14 protein-coding genes are annotated in these 15,725 nt (G+C 62.2%); 3 read left to right on the top strand and 11 right to left on the bottom strand.

The window, feature by feature from the left end:
• Window positions 1-2: 2 nt before the first annotated feature.
• The 3 genes from J3485_RS04810 (at window position 3) to J3485_RS04800 (ending at window position 3,423) form a co-directional block, all read left to right on the top strand.
• The gene (locus J3485_RS04810; protein ID WP_206951417.1) at window positions 3-1,181 is read left to right on the top strand and encodes a glycosyltransferase family 4 protein; all 1,179 of its coding nucleotides are present in this window, start codon (window positions 3-5) and stop codon (window positions 1,179-1,181) included.
• Window positions 1,178-2,209: a UDP-glucose 4-epimerase GalE gene (galE, locus tag J3485_RS04805; RefSeq protein WP_206951416.1), complete on the top strand. Its 1,032-nt coding sequence runs from the start codon at window positions 1,178-1,180 to the stop codon at window positions 2,207-2,209. Before J3485_RS04810 ends, galE begins: the two co-directional genes overlap by 4 nt.
• A gap of 110 nt (window positions 2,210-2,319) precedes the next feature.
• Complete coding sequence (locus tag J3485_RS04800) at window positions 2,320-3,423, top strand: MraY family glycosyltransferase (protein WP_206951415.1); 1,104 nt, start codon at window positions 2,320-2,322, stop codon at window positions 3,421-3,423.
• Between the two features lie 67 nt (window positions 3,424-3,490).
• On the opposite strand, the gene J3485_RS04795 is transcribed toward J3485_RS04800, so the two are convergent.
• The 11 genes from J3485_RS04795 to rfbF are packed head-to-tail and all read right to left on the bottom strand — an operon-like array spanning window position 3,491 to window position 15,711.
• Window positions 3,491-5,380 (bottom strand): polysaccharide biosynthesis protein, encoded by a 1,890-nt coding sequence (locus J3485_RS04795; RefSeq protein ID WP_206955651.1) that lies wholly within the window; start codon window positions 5,378-5,380, stop codon window positions 3,491-3,493.
• Between the two features lie 5 nt (window positions 5,381-5,385).
• Complete coding sequence (locus tag J3485_RS04790; RefSeq protein WP_206951414.1) at window positions 5,386-6,420, bottom strand: MraY family glycosyltransferase; 1,035 nt, start codon at window positions 6,418-6,420, stop codon at window positions 5,386-5,388.
• Window positions 6,421-6,424: 4 nt separating this feature from the next.
• Window positions 6,425-7,381, bottom strand: coding sequence for a UDP-glucose 4-epimerase family protein (locus J3485_RS04785; RefSeq protein ID WP_374192406.1), 957 nt, complete (start codon window positions 7,379-7,381; stop codon window positions 6,425-6,427).
• Window positions 7,378-8,232, bottom strand: coding sequence for a glycosyltransferase family 2 protein (locus J3485_RS04780; RefSeq protein ID WP_206951412.1), 855 nt, complete (start codon window positions 8,230-8,232; stop codon window positions 7,378-7,380). Before J3485_RS04780 ends, J3485_RS04785 begins: the two co-directional genes overlap by 4 nt.
• A 32-nt stretch (window positions 8,233-8,264) precedes the next feature.
• Window positions 8,265-9,212 carry a sulfotransferase family protein gene (locus J3485_RS04775; RefSeq protein ID WP_206951411.1) on the bottom strand — a complete coding sequence of 316 codons (948 nt, stop codon included), beginning with the start codon at window positions 9,210-9,212 and terminating at the stop codon, window positions 8,265-8,267.
• Window positions 9,209-10,987 (bottom strand): thiamine pyrophosphate-binding protein, encoded by a 1,779-nt coding sequence (locus J3485_RS04770; protein ID WP_206951410.1) that lies wholly within the window; start codon window positions 10,985-10,987, stop codon window positions 9,209-9,211. The genes J3485_RS04775 and J3485_RS04770 overlap by 4 nt, the downstream gene beginning before the upstream one ends.
• Window positions 10,971-11,717: an ABC transporter ATP-binding protein gene (locus J3485_RS04765; RefSeq protein WP_206951409.1), complete on the bottom strand. Its 747-nt coding sequence runs from the start codon at window positions 11,715-11,717 to the stop codon at window positions 10,971-10,973. The genes J3485_RS04770 and J3485_RS04765 overlap by 17 nt, the downstream gene beginning before the upstream one ends.
• A gap of 3 nt (window positions 11,718-11,720) precedes the next feature.
• Entirely contained in the window at window positions 11,721-12,524 is an 804-nt protein-coding gene (locus J3485_RS04760; protein WP_206951408.1) for an ABC transporter permease, read from the bottom strand.
• 11 nt (window positions 12,525-12,535) lie between these two features.
• Window positions 12,536-13,849 (bottom strand): lipopolysaccharide biosynthesis protein RfbH, encoded by a 1,314-nt coding sequence (gene rfbH, locus J3485_RS04755; RefSeq protein WP_206951407.1) that lies wholly within the window; start codon window positions 13,847-13,849, stop codon window positions 12,536-12,538.
• 21 nt (window positions 13,850-13,870) lie between these two features.
• Window positions 13,871-14,956 (bottom strand): CDP-glucose 4,6-dehydratase, encoded by a 1,086-nt coding sequence (gene rfbG, locus J3485_RS04750; RefSeq protein WP_309476977.1) that lies wholly within the window; start codon window positions 14,954-14,956, stop codon window positions 13,871-13,873.
• Window positions 14,941-15,711, bottom strand: coding sequence for a glucose-1-phosphate cytidylyltransferase (gene rfbF, locus J3485_RS04745; protein ID WP_206951406.1), 771 nt, complete (start codon window positions 15,709-15,711; stop codon window positions 14,941-14,943). Before rfbF ends, rfbG begins: the two co-directional genes overlap by 16 nt.
• Between the last annotated feature and the right edge of the window lie 14 nt (window positions 15,712-15,725).

Raw genomic sequence — 15,725 nt, 5'->3', positions numbered from 1 at the left:
GTATGAAGTCATCGCTATCCACCGCCGCCCGGCAAGACGAATCGCCGACGGTCTGCCTCGTCTGCAATACGGGCTTTGCCATCTACACGTATCGGCAAGGGCTCATTCGCATGCTCGTCGCGAAGGGCGTGCGCGTCGTCGTGCTCGCACCGCGCGACCGCACGTTCGCGCCGCTCGAGCAAATGGGCTGCCGCTGCATCGAATTGTCGGTCGCATCCAAAGGCACGAATCCGCTCAACGATCTACGCACGCTTGCCGCGCTCTACCGGCACTATCGAACGATCCGACCGCAGGTCGTCTTCCATTACACGATCAAGCCGAACATATACGGCTCGGTCGCCGCATGGCTCGCTCGCGTGCCATCGATCGCCGTGACGACCGGTCTGGGCTACGTGTTCATTCAAAAGAGCCGGGCGGCACGCATCGCCAAGACCCTCTACCGCATCGCATTCCGCTTTCCGCGCGAAGTCTGGTTCCTCAACCGCGACGACGAAGCCGCGTTCCTGCGCGAGCGCCTGCTCGTCCATCCCGAGCGCGCGAAACTGCTGCACGGCGAAGGCGTCGACATCGATCATTTCAACCTCGCGCCGCTGCCGGGCGCCGCGCACTTCACGTTCGTATTGATCGGACGGTTGCTGTGGGACAAAGGCGTCGGCGAGTACGTCGAGGCTGCCCGCATGCTGCGCGCGCGCTATCCGCATGCGCGCTTTCAACTGCTCGGGCCCGTTGGCGTCGACAATCCGAGCGCGATCGCGCAGACCGACGTCGACGGTTGGAGCAAGGAAGGGGGGATCGAGTATCTTGGGGAAGCGCACGACGTGCGCCCCGTTATCGCGAAAGCCGACTGCGTCGTGTTGCCGTCGTATCGCGAGGGGGTGCCGCGCACGTTGATGGAGGCATCCGCGATGGGCCGGCCTATCGTCGCGACCGACGTGCCGGGCTGCCGCGAGGTCGTCGCCGACGGCGTCACGGGGCTGCTGTGCGAAGCGAAGAACGCGCAAAGCCTCGCGGACAAACTCGGGCGAATCCTCGAGATGAGCGAGGAGGCGCGCCGCGAGATGGGGTTGCGCGGACGTGACAAAGTCGTGGCGGAGTTCGACGAGCGACTCGTCGTCGAGCGCTATCGGCAGACGTTGCACGCGCTGACCGGCGCCGCCGCATTCAAGGGAGAACCACAATGACTTCGAAAGCCCCGCGGGGCGCCATTCTCGTGACCGGGGGAGCCGGCTTCATCGGATCGCACACTGCTGTCGAATTGATGTCGAGCGGCTACGAAGTCGTGCTCGTCGACAACCTCGTCAACAGCAAACGCGAAGCCGTGCACCGCATCGAACGGATCGTCGGACGCCCGGTGCCGTTCTATGAAATCGACGCACGCGACGCAGCCGCGCTCGTGAAGGTGTTCGATGCGCATCCGATCGGCGCGGCGATTCATTTCGCGGCGCTCAAGGCCGTCGGCGAGTCGGTCGCCAAACCGATCGATTACTACCGCAACAACCTGGACAGCCTGCTCGTGCTGCTCGATACGATGCGCGCGCGCGACGTCAAGCGGCTCGTGTTCAGTTCGTCGGCAACGGTCTACGGGATGCCCGAGCGTTCGCCCGTCGACGAATCGTTTCCGCTGTCGGCGACGAACCCTTACGGCCAATCGAAAGTCATCGCCGAGCAAATCCTGCGCGACGTCGAACGCGCCGATCCGAGCTGGCGCATTGCGACGCTGCGCTATTTCAATCCGGTCGGCGCGCACGAAAGCGGCCTCATCGGCGAAGATCCGGCTGACGTGCCGAACAATTTGATGCCCTACGTTGCGCAGGTCGCCGTCGGCAAGCTCGACAAACTGCGCATCTTCGGCGGCGACTACGCCACGCCCGACGGCACCGGCGTGCGCGACTACATCCATGTGGTCGATCTCGCGCGCGGGCACATCGCGGCGCTCGACGCGCTCGACGCGCGCGATGCCAGCCTCGTCGTCAATCTCGGTACGGGGCGCGGCTATTCGGTGCTCGAGGTCGTGCGCGCGTTCGAAGCGGCATCGGGCCGCGCCGTGCCGTACGAGATCGTGGCACGCCGCCCCGGCGACGTAGCGGCATGCTATGCGAGCACCGCGGCCGCCGAGCAGTTGCTCGGCTGGCGCGCACAGTACGGGCTCGAACGGATGTGCGAGGACCATTGGCGGTGGCAGGCGACGAATCCGCGCGGCTACGCCTGATCGGAAGCGCGGCAACGGCCCGCCGCGCACCGTACTCGAGAGCGTGACGCACGCGTCGGAAGGCGGCGGCCCAGCCGGTATAATTCGCCGTCCGCTCACAGGCCACGTTTATGCTTAGTTTCGCGCTCGGTTTTCTCGTCTCGCTCTTCCTCACGCTGCTGATCGTGCGCTATGCGCATTTGCACGAAAAATTCTCGATCGACAGCGACCTGGGCGGCGTGCAGAAATTCCACGCGCGACCGGTTCCTCGCGTGGGCGGCATCGGGATTCTGATCGGCCTCGCCGCCGCTGCACTGCAGTTGAATTGGCCCTACCCTGCGGTCTCGCACGGCATCCTCGCGCTCGTTGCTTGCGGCTTGCCCGCCTTCGCCTCCGGGCTCATCGAGGATCTCACCAAGCGCGTTTCACCCACGGCTCGGCTCGTTGCCACCATGAGCGCCGCCGCGCTGACCTATTTCGCGCTACACGTGGCCGTCGTGCGGATCAGCGTGCCGCCGCTCGATTTTCTGCTGTCGTACGCGGCCGTGTCGTTCGTCGTCACGGTGTTGGCCGTCGCGGCGCTCGCCAACGCCATCAACATCATCGACGGCTTCAACGGCCTGGCATCGATGGTCGCGCTGATGATGTTCGCCTCGCTCGCTTATGTCGCGTTCCGGCTCTCGGACCCGATCGTGCTGTCGGCGTCGCTGATCATGATGGGCGCGGTGCTGGGGTTTTTCATTTGGAATTTCCCCGCCGGCTTGATTTTCCTCGGCGACGGCGGTGCCTATTTCATCGGCTTCATGCTCGCCGAGCTCGCGATCATGCTCGTGATGCGGCACCGCGAGGTGTCGGCGTGGTACCCGGTACTGCTGTTCGTTTATCCGATCTTCGAGACGTGCTTCTCGATCTATCGGAAGAAGTTCGTGCGGGGAATGTCGCCTGGCATTCCCGATGGCGTGCATCTGCACATGCTCGTGTATAAGCGGCTGATGCGATGGGCCGTGGGGGCGGCGACAGCGCATGAACTGACGCAGCGCAACTCGATGACGTCGCCGTACTTGTGGCTGCTCTGCTTGATCGGCGTGATTCCGGCCACGCTCTTTTGGCAGCATACGGTGCATCTTTTCTGTTTTGTCGTGGTGTTTGCGGCGACGTATGTGTGGCTTTATGTGAGCATCGTGCGGTTCAGATCGCCGCGATGGCTCGTGTTTCGGCGCCGCAACCGGCATTGATGGCGCTGGCACCGCCGGTCGGGCAAGCGCGCGCCGTATCGCAGCAACGCGTCGCCAACCGACATGCCTATCGGGTCACGTGGCCGGCCGTCGGCGGCGGTTGAACTGCGCTGAGGGCTGGCATCACGGCCGGCACATACTCGGGCACCCAGCGGCGCAAATCGCGGCGCACCTCGTCGTCCGGCAGTATGCGATGCTGCATGAGCCATGGCAGCAACTCGTCGAGCAGCCCATCGTCGACTTCCCTTGCGCGTGCGATGCGCAATTTGGGATGCGGCGTACGCGTGGTCGTCTCTTCGTCGGCGAGCAGTTCTTCATAGAGCTTTTCGCCGGGGCGCAATCCTGTGAATTCGACCCGAATCTGCTCCTCGGTGTATCCATACAAGCGAATCAGATCGCGCGCCAAATCGACGATACGCACGGGCCGCCCCATGTCGAGAATGAAGATCTCGCCGCCGCGCCCCATGCTCGACGCCTGCAGCACGAGTTGCGATGCCTCCGGAATCGTCATGAAAAAGCGCGTGATTTCGGGGTGAGTCACCGTCACCGGCCCCCCCTTGGCGATTTGCTGCTGGAACTTCGGGATCACACTGCCGGCACTACCGAGCACGTTGCCGAAGCGAACCGTCTCGAACCGCGTGTGATCGCTCGTTTGCTGCAGCGCCTGGCACGCCATCTCCGCCAGCCGCTTGCTCGCGCCCATGACGTTGGTCGGATTGACGGCCTTGTCCGTCGAGATCAGCACGAAACGCGTGACGCCGTTGCGAATAGCCGCGCGCGCGACACGGTAGGTGCCCAGTACGTTGTTGCGCGCCGCCTGCCACGTGTTCAGCTCTTCCATCAGCGGCACGTGCTTGTAAGCTGCCGCGTGATAAACGATATGGGGCACGTAGCGCGACATGACCTGATCGAGCAGCAGCGAATCCTTCACATCGCCGATGATCGGCACGACCGACAATTCCGGAAAGCGTTCGCGCATTTCCTCGGTCAGCCGATACATGGCGAACTCTGACGCATCCAAGACCACGAGTTGAGCCGGCACGAAACGCAGAATCTGACGGCATAGCTCCGAGCCGATCGAACCGCCCGCCCCCGTCACCATCACGACGCGGCCTCGCAGCAGCGCCTCCACGTGCGGCGTGTCGATCGTCACGGGATCGCGCCCGAGCAGATCCTCGAGGTCTATATTGCGGACCTGCGAGAGGAAATCCTGCCCCGGCACGAGGGCGGCCAAAGCCGGCAGCACCATGGCTCGAACGCCTACGCGCACGCACAGCGTAGCGACGCGGCGCTGCGCCTCGACCCCGGCGGAAGGAATCGCGATGATCGCGTGCTCGACCTTCAACTCTGCCGCGACCCGCTCGAGATCGTCGAACGAGCCCAAGACCTGATGACCGTAGACCTCGCGGCCCTGCTTGGCAGGGTCGTCGTCGAGCAACCCGACCAGACGCCATTCGCTGGAACGCGAGAGCTCCCGCGCGAGACTGGCGCCAGCCCCCCCTGCACCGAGGACGATGACGGGTTTGCCTTGAGCAACGAGCCCGCCGTAGAGGTAGAACTCCTTCGTCGCGCGGTAAAGCGCGCGGGCCCCCCCCATCGCGAGAAACACGAGTAGCGGCGAGAGCACGAGCACGGAACGCGGGACGACGGGCTCGGGCTGCACCATGACTGCGAGCACCGTCACGAGCAGCGCGCCAGAGGCGACCGCTTTCGAAATGCGCACGAAGTCGGGCAAACTCGCAAACACCCACATGCCGCGATACAGGCCGAATACGCGGAACATCACGCCATAGGCAGGGAGCACCCAGACAAGCGCCCGCAGCGCGCCGCCGAAGAAATCGTCGGGAATCATCCCGTTGAAGCGAATGACGTAGGCAGCCACCCATACGCTAGCCACGACCGACACGTCGTACATGAACGCGCACAGCGATAGCCATGAAGCTTTGTAGCGGAATATCGGCATTACACCTCGCGGCTCGTCGATGATGAAAGGAAGGCTTCCGAACGTCGCCAGCGAATGTCGATGGCAACGCCGGCCGTCAACAATGCGATGGCCCAAACGACAGCCAGCCCCAATTGGACCCCGAAGGATTGGCCGAGCGCGAGGCACGCCAGGACGATGCCTGCAACCATCAACGCGTACCAGCACAGCGCCGTTCGCGCGTGCCCCATACCGAGACGCACCATGCGCTGATAGTAGTGCTCGCGGTGCGCTTGCCAAAATTTTTCACCGCGGGCCAAGCGTCGCAGCAGTGTCACGGTAGCATCGGCGATGAACGGCGAAAACGCCATCGCTGGAAACCAAAAGGGCCAGGTGCCTTCGCGCCAGCCCCAGTAACCGAGCGCACCGGCCAGAAAACCGAGCGGAATCGATCCGGCGTCGCCGAGAAAAATTCGGGCCGGATGAAAATTGAAAACCAGGAAGCCCGCGGCCGCACCGGCAACGGCCGCGCACGCGCAGGCCAGCGCCGGGTCGGGATGCTGGCCGATCAATGCCGCCAACGCATAGCCGCCGAAGCCGAACAGCGCCATACCGCCAGCCAGGCCGTCCGAACCATCCATGAAATTGTAGAGATTGATGAGCCAGACGAGCGCGAACGCCAGTGGTATCAGCACCCACCAGGGCGACGCAGGGCGCATTGTCGCCAACAGCACTGCCGCTGCCGCGAAGTGTGCCATAAAGCGCACACGCGCCGACAACCCGCGCCGATCGTCGACTTGCGACATTGCGGCAAGCGCGAGCGCGCAAAGCGGGATGACCGCAAAGCGGGGCGCCGTGAGAACCATCACCACGACGACTGCGGGAACGATGCCCCAACCTCCGACGCGCGGCGTGGGACGCTCATGCAGCGAACGCTGATTGGGGACGTCGGTCGCTAGCCGCCAGGCCAACCCGGTCCTCAGCAGCAGCCAAAGAATCGCCGCACAAACGCAGCCGGCCGCTAACGCTGTTGAGCCTACGGTGACGAGATACGTGATCCAAGGCGAACTGATCATGATTTCAATGCGTTGAGCGATACCAAGCGGTCGTTTCCCGCAAGCCGTCCTCGACGGTATACGGTGGCTGCCAGCCAAGTACGCGACGAATGTGCGAGCCGTCGAGTTGCAATTCGCCGACGAGCCGTTCGACCTGAGCCGAACGCCCGAGGATGCGCCCCGCCAGGCGCAGCCACGACGACCGCACCGGAATCAGCCGCGCCGGTGCGCGTAGCTGCACTGCCAGCATACGGGCCAGCTCCGTCACGGTCGGGTCGTAACCGTCGGTGACGTGAAACGTCTCCCCGGCAGCGCGCTCGTCTATCGCACAATGCAACAACGCATCGACGAGGTTACCGACAAAGACAAAGCTGCGCCGCGCGCCGACGGCGCCTAGCGGCAACGGAATGCCACGCGCGATCGCGCTCATGAGTTGCAGGAAGTTGGCGCGCACGCCGGGACCGTAGACGAGCGGCGGGCGCACGATGACGCATTCCAGGCCCGATTCGCGCGCAAATTCGCGCAATGCTCGTTCGGCCTCGAGCTTCGATTGCCCGTAAGGATCATCAGGCATGGGAGGCTCGCCTTCGCCGAGCGGATGGCCGCGATCGGCATCTCCCAGGGCTTTGATGCTGCTGAGGAGCAGCAAACGCCGAGCGCCGTTCGCGTGCGCGGCCCGTGCCACACGCAGCATGCCGTCGACGTTCGCGGCCCGATACGAGGCCAGCGGATCGATCGCGGTATCGCGCATGACATGCACGCGCGCGGCGAGGTGAATCACGCAGTCGGCCCGTGCCGTGCCGAGCCATGCCGATTCGAGCCCCTCGAAATCGGACGCCGAATGCACCCATTCGCTCACGCCCTCCACGCAGCCGCCGGAGCGACGCACGAGTCCCGTGACCGCGTGTCCGCGCGCAACGAGAGTCGCGCAAAGCGCGCGGCCGACGAAGCCGTTGGCGCCCGTCACGACAAGGGTCTTCACAGCCATTTCCAGCCGAATCGGTTATAGAACTTGAATGCCGACGAAATGAACATGCGGATATGCTTGCCACCCTTGCGCGCGGCACCCCCGCCATAGTGCAAGACCCGAACGTCGGGAACGTACGCGATGCGAGCCGCCTGACGAGCGCGAAGGCTCAAATCGTAGTCTTCGAAATAGAGAAAGTAGCGTGGATCGAAGCCTGCCAGGCTTTTGAGCAGTTCCGTCCGAAATAACATGAAGCAGCCGCTAATGATGGGCGGGTCCCAGACGACGTCGCGCTCGTTGACGACATCACGCATTTCGTAGCGCATCATACGCGCATCGAACAGCTTTCTGACCCGGCTCGGACAAAAGCCGCGAACCCAAAGGTCTAATAACGTGGGGTAGCGACGGCACAGATACTGCAGCCGCTTGTCCTCACCATCGATGCGCGGCGCGAGCAATCCGACCTCAGGATGCGCATCGAAAAAACGCAACGCATTAACGAGTGCCTGGCGATCGATGTCGATATCGGGATTGAGGATCAGATGGTAACGGCCGCGCGTCGACTCGACGGCAAGATTGTGGCCACGACCGTAGCCGATGTTTCCGTGGCCGGCGATGACGGTCGAGCTGACACCCTTTTCCGCAAGTTCCGCTAGAACATCGGCAATGTCCGGAAGGCCACCGTTGTCGATCAGATACAAATGCGAACGCTGGCTCGGCCGATCGCGCCTCAACGCACCGCAGGCGTCGCCCAGGCTCCGCAGAGTCTGTACGAGCACGGGTACATCGGGCCGATAGACGACTACCGACGCGGTAAACCCACCCGCGTCGTCCGGCTGCGCATGAAGGAGGCTCTCGTTATGCAAGAAGTTGTCGATAAATGGCGGAAACGAATTAATCAAGCCGCTGCGCCGTCGGAATCAAGGAACGCTGCCCACTGACGATAGAAGCGATTCACGCAGTACTCGTAGAGCATCAAATCGTGCGAGGAGGCGCGCATCATCAGGTCGACGGCACGCAGCGACAGCGCCCTTTGATGGCGTGCCACGACCACGTCCCCGCTGCGCTGCATATCGCGCAGCGGAATCAATTCCGCAGCCCCCGTCGTACGACGATGCGCCTCGAACTCCTCCGAATGCACTTCCGAGAGGATAGCCGCCGCACTTCCGAGGTGCTCGAGCGGAGCAACCAAATAAAACGACGACAACGCCTCGAGCGCTACCTGATAAGCGTGCTCGACGGGCGCAGTGATCAGCGAACGCCATACGTCGTGCTTGACGACGTTACCGTCGAGCAGGCACGCGAAGAAATACGTGTAGATGTTGAACACGCTGACGTCATCGAGCTTCGCTTCGATGAAATCTTCCAGCGAAACGTCCGGAAGACAACCGAACCGCGTGTCCCCCGTTTCCCGATAAATTTTCAAGCACCACTCGTAGTACGAGATGATGCGATCGAACGGATGGCGCAACGTCGAGAAATAGGCCACCCGCTCGTCGCGCACGTACGTTTGAAGATCGACCGGCACGTGGATGTGCACGAACCGGTGCGTCGCAAACTCGCGCGCAAACGCACCGCTATCACGCAGCTCGGCAAATATCGAAAAGCGCTTGGCCTCGACGAAAGTGTCGAGCACGCGGTTGCGGCCAACATTCGCAAACAGGAAATCGAGCAATGCACTGCCGCCCGTGCGGGGCATGTGCACGAAGCAACATCTGTCGACGCCATCGAGTTGGGCTTTGGCAGCGAAAACGGCTTGCTGGCGCTCAGTCGGGAAGACTTTGATCTGGGCGCTGCCGCCGGAAGCGGCTTTCTGACGTTCGGTCGCGAAAAGCTTGCGTATCACAGAAATTGCGCCAACCGGCGATACAGGTCATCGGGAAGATCGGGCGACATCCGATGCAATGGGTTCGACGCCATGCCCGTCGGCGTGACACGGCTCGTGATCTTCGGGAAGTAAGTCTGCTCGGGATCGATCGTCACGATGAACGCGGCCGGTCCTTCAGCCTCGAACCGAGCGCGAAATTGCGCGTCGTTCTCGTACCCGACACCAACCCGCACCGCCGGGACGCCATACGCCGCGAACAACGCTTCCCAGTTCGGCAATCCAAGCCCCGTTTGCAGATCGCAACCAACGTAGCGTCCACCGAAGTAGTTGCGCTGCGTCATGCGAATCGACGCGTAGCCAGAATCATCGAACACGAACATTTTCAAGTTCAGCTTGTTGACCGCAACAGTCCCGACTTCCTGAAGGTTTTGCGAAAACCCGCCATCGCCCTCCACGAGCAACACCCGGCGATCGCGATTGGCCACCGCCGCCCCGATGGCCCCGCTCAAGCCGTAGCCCATCGACGCGAGGCCCTTGTTCGTCACGATCCGTTGGCCCGCCTTCTGCGCGAAGATTTGCATCATCACCGTGAACGCACCACCGCTGCTGCACGGAATCACGACGTCGTCGGCACGCGCAAGCATCGACAGACGCTCCACGAAACGGAACGGCGACAGGTAACCCTGGTGCGTCACGTTCTCCTCGACGAGCGGCAAAGCCTCTTTGACCTGTTCGCAGAACTGCTTCCACTCCGACCAGCGCCCACTGACCGTTTCGAGGAAAGGCGTCATCCAGCGATTGACGTCGTCGCAAATCGGCACATCGACGCGCGGGTGGCCCTTGGTGAGTTCGGCGGGATCGCAATCGACCTGGACGACTTTGCCAACCGAACCGAATTCCTGCCAGTTGAAACCGCTCTGCTGCAACCCGAGGCGCGTTCCGAGCGCGAGAATGACGTCGGCCTGCTGCAACAGCAGGTTGGCGTAACGCTGCCCCCACGTATTGGGACGCCCGAAATAGCACGGGTGATCGGCCGGTACGCGATCCATGCCGTTCCACGTCGTGAGCAACGGCAAATCGTGCTTCGCGGCAACCGCTGCGAGCGCCTCGGCCGCCGGGTGCGAAACGCCGCCGCCGATCAGCACGGCGGGCCGCTTCGCCTCGGCCAGCAACGCGGCAACGGCCTTGATGGAGTCCGCCCCCGTCAATACGCCGGGCGGTAGTTGCGGTTCGCTCGGCGGCGTAGCCGGCGTCTTGGGCAACTGCGTCTCGTCTAGTTGCAGCCCTTGCACGTCCAGCGGCATTTCGATAAAGACCGGCCCGTGACGGCCATGATCCGTCGAAGCGCACAGCGCCAGGAATTCGGCCTGCGAGACCGGCGCGTCGAGCCGCGTACTGACGACCGACAGGGGCCCGGCAATCGCCACGCCGTCGACTTCCTGAATGCCGCGCTGGCGCACTTCGCCGCGGTTCAAGTCGCTCGTTTTCACTTGCCCGCCGATCACGAGCAGTTCGCGGCTCTCGAGATACGCGCCAGCCAGCGCCGTTACGATGTTGGTGAGGCCCGGGCCGGCGGTGACCAGCGCGAGCGCCTTTTCACCCTTCGCGGACGTCGCAGTGAAATATTCGGCGGCAACGCCTGCCGCGACTTCATGCACGACCGGAATGCAGGTCAAATGATGGCTGATGCTCTCCAGCAAATGCATGATGTTGCCGCCGGCAACGAAGAAGCAATGCGTGTATCCGGCTTCCTTCAGCCACTGTGCAATCCAATCGCTATATTTTTTCTGCATGATGATGCTCGTTGAGTTGTTCCACTGATTCTTCACGCACGATCTTGCCGTGCGACACATGCAAGATCCGGTTGCACGTGCGTGCCAGCAAATCCTTATCGTGCGACGCGATCACGACGATTGCGGAACGATTGATCAAATGCGTCAGACGTTCGGACACGCGGGCTTTGAAGTCGTCGTCGCCCACGCTGAGCCATTCGTCCATCAGCAGAATGTCCGAACCCACCGAAGTCGAAATGGAGAATGCCAGCCGCATCATCATGCCGCTGGAATAGGTCCTCACGGGCAGCTTCAGGTATTCGCCGAGGCCGGAAAACTCCGCGATCTCGTCGATGTGCGGACGAATCCGCTTCGGCGCGTGCCCCATCGTGATGCCGCGCAAAATGATGTTTTCGTAGCCTGTCGCGTCGGTGTCGAATCCAGTCGCGATATCGAGCAGCGACGTCACCGTTCCCGAGACGTCGAGCCGGCCGGAGGTCGGTTCGTAGATGCCGCTCAGCGCACGAAGCAGCGTAGTCTTGCCCGAGCCGTTATGCCCATACAATCCCACGCGCTCTCCGTCGGGGATGTGAAGCGATACGCCGTCGACCGCTCGTACCGTCACCCGCTTGTCCGTGCTCGACATTTTCCCGCCCGTCGCGGCCATCAGGAACGTCTTTCGCATCGAACGCTGCGCGCCTTGATAGATCGGGAACTCGACGACAAGCTCCTCTGCGGTGATATGCGCCATGACTTACAACCAGTACACGATCCGCGAACGGAAACGCGAAAAGAAAACGAACGAAACCAAGATCGTCGCGACCTGCACCGCGGCGACACCTACCCAAGCATGCCAGTTGAATGCCTCGCCGAGCAAAGGATTGCGCACGAGCTCGAGCATGTAGAAGAACGGGTTCACTTTCGCGATCCAAATATGGTGCTTCAATACATCGGCGCGCCACATGATCGGCGTCATGAAGAACACGACCTGAAGAACGTTCGCGACGATTTGCGGAATGTCGCGAAAGCGCGCGCTCAGTAGACCGACGAGCAACGCGAGCCAGAACAGAAAGATCGACGTGATAAACAGGCCGAAAACCGACAGGGCGAGCCCCAACGGCTTGAACGGCAGGAACCAAAGCACCACCGCGATCAATACGACTGCGTTGTGCATAAAGATGATCACGTTGCGCCAGATGAGCCGCAAGACATAGGACGAAATCGGAATCTGTCCCGACTTGATGCTTCCTTCCGCGCCCATGAATACGGTACAGCTTTCCGTGATCACGGCGGCCATGAAGTTCCATGTGATCATCCCGGCCGCCAGATACGGAATGTAGTGCGAGACGTCCATATGGAACAATCCCGCATACATCACGCCCAGGCCACCGACGAGCATGGCGGTACTAATCGTGATCCAGAACGGTCCGAGGACCGAGCGGCGATAGCGCTGCCGGATATCGTGCCACCCGAGAAACAGCCAAGTCTCGGTGGCACGCAGCGCCTTGACGAGATCCCGAGCGGCCTCCGCCATACGCGTGGAGAGCGACTTTTGCACTTCTCGTCCTATCAGAAATTAACGCCGGCGAACGTTTCGAGACGGTCGACCACGTAATCGAGCATCTCGTTCGTCAAGCCGGGGAACACACCGAGCCAGAACGTCTGATTCATGATTCGGTCCGTTTGCTCGAGCGTGCCCGCTACGCGATAGTTGAGCCCCTTCATGTAGGGCTGCCGAGTCAAGTTACCGGCGAACAAGAGCCGCGTACCGACCTTGTACTGGTCCAGGTAGGTAAGCAGATCGACGCGATTGAACGGCGCCGACTCGCGGATCGTGACGGGGAAACCGAACCACGACGGCTCGCTGCCCGGCGTTGCCTCGGGCAGGATGAAGAACTCCTCGCACGAAGCGAGCTTCGATTTCAGATAGTCGAAGTTGTGCTTGCGCGCCTCGATGAACCCGGGCAGCTTGTCCATTTGCGCGAGTGCGCATGCGGCCTGCATGTCCGAGATCTTCAGGTTGTAGCCGAGGTGCGAGTACGTGTACTTGTGGTCGTACCCGTACGGCAAATCGCCGAGCTTCCAGCAAAAACGCTTGCCACACGTATTGTCTTTGCCGGGCTGGCAATAGCAATCGCGGCCCCAATCGCGAATCGATTCGACCGCACGGCGCAGGTCGGCGTTGTTCGTGAACACCGCTCCGCCTTCGCCCATCGTGATGTGATGCGCGGGGTAGAAGCTCAGCGTCCCGATATCGCCGAACGAACCAACGAGCTTACCGTCGTAACGCGAGCCCAGCGCATCGCAGCAGTCTTCCACGAGCCACAGGCCATACTTGTCGCACAGCTCACGCACCACCTTCAGGTTGTACGGATTGCCGAGCGTATGCGCGAGCATGATCGCCTTCGTCTTGGGCGTGATCGCAGCTTCGAGCAGTTGCGGGTCGACGTTGTACGTCGGAATGTGCACGTCGACGAACACTGGGATCGCGCCGTTCTGAATGATCGGGTTGACCGTCGTGGGAAAACCCGCGGCCACGCCGATGATTTCGTCGCCGGGACGCACGGCACGTTCGCCGAGCGTTGGCGAACACAAAGCCGTGAAGGCGAGCAGATTCGCCGACGAGCCCGAATTGGTCGTCAGCACGTGCTGGACGCCCAGGAACGCCGCCAGCTTCGCTTCGAAAGCTTCGTTAAAGCGGCCGGTCGTAAGCCAGCCGTCGAGCGCCGCCTCGATCATCAAGCTGACCTCGGCGCCGTCGATGACCTTGCCCGACGGCGGAATAACGGTCACGCCCGGCTCGAAATCGCGCCTGCGGAACGCTTCCTGCGAGTACTGGCGGGCGAGCTCGCCAATCTGCTTTCTCAGTGCATCTTGAGTCATTGTGAGGACTTCCATGAATGATCACGCTTCACAAAAGCGCGAAATTTGTTGAAGGCAGACGTCTCGGACGTCGTCGCGCTCGAGGTAGGCGCGGTGCCACGACACCACCTCGTTCAGCGCGCGCGACAAATCCCAACGCGGTTGCCAGGACAGCCGGCTGCGTGCCTTCGAGCAATCGAGCTTCAGGTAGTGCGCTTCGTGCGGATGAGACGTCGTCTCGTCGATCCGATAGGCGGCGTCACCGCCCCAGACCTGTGCCATTTGCGCAGCGATCCATCCCACCGGTTTCGCGTCGACATCGTTGGGCCCGAAATTCCAGCCTTCCGCGAACTCGACACCATCGCGATGCAGACGTTGCGCCAAGACCAAATATCCCGAAACGGGTTCGAGCACGTGTTGCCACGGACGGATCGCGTGCGGATTGCGAATGAGCGCGGGCTTGCTCGTCTCGAACGCGCGCAACAAGTCCGGAACGAGACGATCGCTCGCCCAGTCGCCGCCGCCGATGACGTTGCCCGCACGCGCACTCGCCAGCGCGACGCCATGCTGTGCGTGGCTTGCGGGATTGAAATACGAATTGCGATAAGCCGCCGCAACGAGTTCCGTACACCCCTTGCTGCTGCTGTACGGATCGTACCCGCCCATTGCCTCGTTTTCCCGATAGCCCCAGGGCCACTCGCGGTTCTCGTAGCACTTGTCCGAGCTCACGATCACGCACGACCGCACACTCGGGCACGCGCGCACCGCTTCGAGCAGGTGCACCGTACCCATGACGTTGGTCGAATACGTTTCGACGGGCGCCTCGTACGAATAACGCACGAGGGGCTGCGCGGCAAGGTGCAGCACGATTTCGGGCCGCGCCTGTCGCACGGCATCGGTCAGCGCCGTCAGATTGCGGATGTCGCCGATCAGCGAGGTCATCTCCTGCGCCACGCGCGCCGTAGTGAACAAGTTCGGCCCTTCGGGCGGCGCCAGCGCAAAGCCGGTCACCTGCGCGCCCAAACTTTGCAGCCACAGCGAAAGCCAGCCGCCTTTGAAGCCCGTATGCCCAGTCAGGAAAACGCGCTTGCCGGCCCAAAACGCGGAATCGATCACCACGTTTTCCACGGCGCCTCCCCGCGTGCCCACAACTCTTCGAGATGGTGCTTGTCGCGCAACGTATCCATCGGCTGCCAGAATCCGCGATGCTCGTGGGCTTGCAGTTGGCCTTGGCGCGCAAGCGTTTCGAGCGGAACGCGTTCCCAGATCGTGTCGTCGCCGTCGATGAGATCGATGACTTCGGGCTTGAGCACGAAATATCCGCCGTTGATCCAGGCACCGTCGCCTTGCGGCTTTTCACGGAAGCTCTCGACGCGCCCTTGTTCGATATTCAAAGCGCCGAAGCGACCAGGCGGCTGCGTGGCCGTGATCGTCGCCAGCTTGCCGTGCGCACGATGAAAATCGATCAACGATGCGATATTTACGTCGGCGACACCGTCTCCGTAGGTGAAGCAGAACTCCTTCTCGCCGACCAGATACTCTTTGACGCGGCGCAGCCGCCCGCCCGTTTGCGTGTCCGCGCCCGTCTCGACCAGCGTGACCCGCCACGGCTCGGCATTGTTTTGATGAACCTCCATACGGTTGTTGGCCATATCGAAGGTCACGTCGGACATGTGCAGGAAGTAATTCGCAAAGTACTCCTTGATCACATACCCTTTGTAGCCGAGGCAAATGATGAAGTCGTTGACTCCGTAGCTCGAATAGATTTTCATGATGTGCCAGAGGATGGGGCGGCCGCCCACCTCGACCATCGGCTTCGGTCGCAAACCCGTTTCTTCGCTGAGTCGAGTGCCCAAGCCCCCGGCCAAAATCACTGCCTTCATCACCCCTCCAAACT

It is taken from the genome of Trinickia acidisoli (assembly GCF_017315725.1).
GTDB classification, from domain to species: Bacteria; Pseudomonadota; Gammaproteobacteria; order Burkholderiales; family Burkholderiaceae; genus Trinickia; species Trinickia acidisoli.
The sequence above is the reverse complement of the archived record's forward strand: the minus strand, read 5'-3'. Positions and strand labels throughout refer to the sequence as shown.